This window comes from Burkholderia sp. Ax-1720, from assembly GCF_011753035.1.
Taxonomy (GTDB): Bacteria; Pseudomonadota; Gammaproteobacteria; order Burkholderiales; family Burkholderiaceae; genus Burkholderia; species Burkholderia gladioli.
In genome coordinates, this window is sequence record NZ_VWWK01000332.1 from 1 (window position 1) to 3,373 (window position 3,373).

General features: G+C 69.5%; 2 protein-coding genes. Both read left to right on the forward strand.

Annotated elements, in window-relative coordinates; translation table 11 throughout:
- Positions 1-147: 147 nt before the first annotated feature.
- Entirely contained in the window at positions 148-939 is a 792-nt protein-coding gene (gene bcsQ / locus F3J18_RS36230; protein ID WP_025099179.1) for a cellulose biosynthesis protein BcsQ, read from the forward strand.
- On the forward strand, positions 936-3,227 hold the full coding sequence (gene bcsA / locus F3J18_RS36235; RefSeq protein WP_166916962.1) for a UDP-forming cellulose synthase catalytic subunit: 2,292 nt from the start codon (positions 936-938) through the stop codon (positions 3,225-3,227). The genes bcsQ and bcsA overlap by 4 nt, the downstream gene beginning before the upstream one ends.
- Positions 3,228-3,373: the final 146 nt, after the last annotated feature.

The following is a 3,373-nucleotide window of genomic DNA, read 5'->3' on the forward strand; positions in this document are numbered from 1 at the left end:
TGCCGGCGCCGCCAAGGCCGACGGCGAACGGCTCGACTCGCTGTTCACGCGCCTGCGCCACGGCGGCAGCGCGCCGGCCCCGGCCGCGCCGAAATCCGCCGCCGAGGCGCCGCGCCGCCCGTGGTTCCTGCGTGGAGCGCCGCGCTCATGAAGGTCGTCAGTGTCGTGTCGGCGAAGGGCGGGGTCGGCAAGACCACGCTCGCCGCCAACCTCGCCTCGGTGATCGCCTCGCAGGGCCGCCACGTGGTGGCGATCGACCTCGATCCGCAGAACTCGCTGCGCCTGTACTTCGGCGTGCCGCTCGACAGCGTCGACGGCCTGTCGCGCGCGGGGCTGGCCGGCTCGCTCTGGCAGGGCGCGATGGTCGACGGCGACGACGGCGTGACGGTGCTCGCGTTCGGCGCGCTGGTGGAGCAGGAGCAGCACCTGTTCGAGCGGCGCCTCGACGACGATCCGGGCTGGCTCGCGCGCGGCATCGCCGACCTGCGCCTGGGCGAGGACGACATCGTCATCATCGACACCCCGCCCGGCTCCTCGGCCTTCACGCGCGCCGCGCTGACGGCCGCGCATTTCGCGGTCAACGTGGTGTTCGCCGACGCCGCCTCCTACGCGGCGATCCCGCAGATGCAGCGCATGATCGACGCCTACGCGGCCTCGCGGCCCGAGTTCATCGGCGAGGGCTACGTGGTCAACCAGATCGACCAGTCGCGCCAGCTCAACAAGGACGTGCTGCGGGTGCTGCGCGACATGCTCGGCAAGCACATGTTTCCCGGCGTGATCCACGACGACGAGGGCGTCAGCGAATCGCTGGCCTGCAACACCACCATCGTGCGCTACGACCCGGTCAGCCAGGTCTCGGCCGACCTGCGCGCCTGCGCGGCCTGGCTGCTGGATGCGCTCGGCAGCGACGAGCCCGCCGAGGAAGGAACCGCCGCATGAAATCCACCCGTCACGCCACGGCGCAGACCGCGCCGCGCGCCGCCGTGTCCGCCGCCGGCGCCGGCACCCAGGGCGCGCCGGCCGCGAACGCCCGCCAGCCAGCCAAGCCGGGCAAGCCGGGCAAGCCCGGCAAGCCGCCCCGGCGCGGCGGTTCGCGCCTCGAACGCTTCGCCGACGCGCGCCTGTTCGGCAGCCTGCCGGTGATCGTGCTGCTCTCGCTGTTCTCGGCCGGCGCGCTGTTCTTCGTCTTCACGGTGCCGCTGTCCAACGGCCAGCAACTGATCTTCGCGGCCTGCTGCTTCGCGGCCGCGCTGCTGTTCCGCCGCATCGAAGGCCATTACGCCACGCTGGTGATGATGATGCTGTCGGTGATCGCCACCGGCCGCTACATGGTCTGGCGCCTGACCGAGACCACCTACTGGTCGCATCCGCTCGACGCCGCCTGGGGCCTGCTGCTGGTGGCCGCCGAGGTGTACGCGGCGCTGATCCTGCTGCTCGGCTATTTCCAGACCGCCTGGCCGCTCAAGCGCAAGCCGCGTCCGCTGCCGGCCTCGCGCGCCGACTGGCCCACCGTCGACGTGTTCATCCCCACCTACAACGAGCCGCTGTCGGTGGTGAAGCCCACCATCTACGCCGCGCTCGCGCTCGACTACCCGCCCGAGAAGCTGACCATCCACGTGCTCGACGACGGCCGCCGCCCCGAGTTCAAGGCCTTCTGCGAGGAAGTGGGCGTGAACTGGACGATCCGCGCCCACAACCGCCACGCCAAGGCCGGCAACATCAACGAGGCGCTGAAGATCACCCACGGCGAGTTCTTCGCGGTGTTCGACTGCGATCACATCCCGACCCGCTCGTTCCTGCAGATCTGCCTGGGCTGGTTCCTGCACGACAAGAAGCTGTCGATGCTGCAGACGCCCCACCACTTCTTCTCGGCCGACCCGTTCGAGCGCAATCTCGGCACCTTCCGCAAGGTGCCCAACGAGGGCGAGCTGTTCTACGGGCTGGTGCAGGACGGCAACGACCTGTGGAACGCCACCTTCTTCTGCGGCTCCTGCGCGGTGCTGCGCCGAACCATGGTGGAGGAGATCGGCGGCATTGCGGTGGAGACCGTCACCGAGGACGCCCACACGGCGCTCAAGCTGCACCGGCTCGGCTACACCACCGCCTACCTGGCGATCCCGATGGCCGCGGGGCTGGCCACCGAGAGCCTGTCCGGCCACATCGGCCAGCGCATCCGCTGGGCGCGCGGCATGACGCAGATCTTCCGCATCGACAATCCGCTGATGGGCCGCGGCCTGTCGATCGCGCAGCGGCTCTGCTACCTGAACGGGATGATGCACTTCTTCTACGGCATCCCGCGCCTGGTGTTCCTGACCGCGCCGCTCTCGTTCCTGTTCTTCGGGGCCCACGTGATCCAGGCCTCGGCGGTGACCATCGCGCTGTTCGCGATGCCCCACATGCTGCACGCCAACGCCACCAACTCGCGCATGCAGAGCCAGTTCCGCCATTCGTTCTGGGCCGAGGTCTACGAATCGGTGCTGGCCTCCTACATCACGCCGCCCACCCTGCTGGCCCTGATCAATCCGAAGCTCGGCAAGTTCAACGTGACGGCCAAGGGCGGCATGATCGAGCAGAAGTATTTCGACTGGGCCATCTCGCGGCCCTACCTGCTGCTGCTGATCCTGAACCTGCTGGGCTTCCTGATCGGCCTCTGGCACATCCACACGCACTGGAGCGTGCGCAGCGAGGTGTACACCACCATCCTCAACCTCGGCTGGACCACCTACAACATGCTGATCCTCGGCGCCAGCGTGGCCGCCGCGGCCGAGCAGAAGCAGGTGCGCGCGGTGCACCGGGTGGCGATGAAGATGCCGGTGATGCTGCGCTTCGGCACCGGCCGCACGCTCGCCTGCGAGACCATCGACTACTCCGAGGGCGGCGTGGGCGTGGCCCTGCCGCAGAACATCTCGGTGCCGCTGCACGAGCGGGTGACGGTCTCGCTGTTCCGCGGCGACGAGGAATACGCGTTCCGCGCGATCGTCAGCTTCTCGGCGCCGGGCCGTGCCGGCCTGCGCTTCGTCGAGATGACCAAGGACCAGGAATTCAATTTCGTGAAGACCACCTTCGCGCGCGCCGACGCGTGGACCGGCTGGGCCGAGGGCAGGAAGCCCGACGCGCCGCTGCGTGCGCTCGGCAGCGTGCTGTCGGCCGGCGCCCGCGGCATCTGGAATCTCTTCGAACACCTCTATGCGGACTTGCGCACCTGGAAACGGCGCTCGGGCCGCTGAACCGGATCACGGACTGCGACGGCAGATGAAGAAAGGAATCGCCATGACACGCCCTCGAGCGGGCGAGGGCGGCAGCGCGCGCGTTGCGGCCTCGCATGACGGCGCGCGCGCGCCGCATTTCGGCCGCGGCTCAGCCGCGCACGCGG

Excerpts from the sequence above, each read along its gene's own strand:
- bcsQ (WP_025099179.1), top strand. The coding sequence starts at position 148 with ATGAAGGTCGTCAGTGTCGTGTCGGCGAAGGGCGGGGTCGGCAAGACC.
- bcsA (WP_166916962.1), top strand. The coding sequence starts at position 936 with ATGAAATCCACCCGTCACGCCACGGCGCAGACCGCGCCGCGCGCCGCC.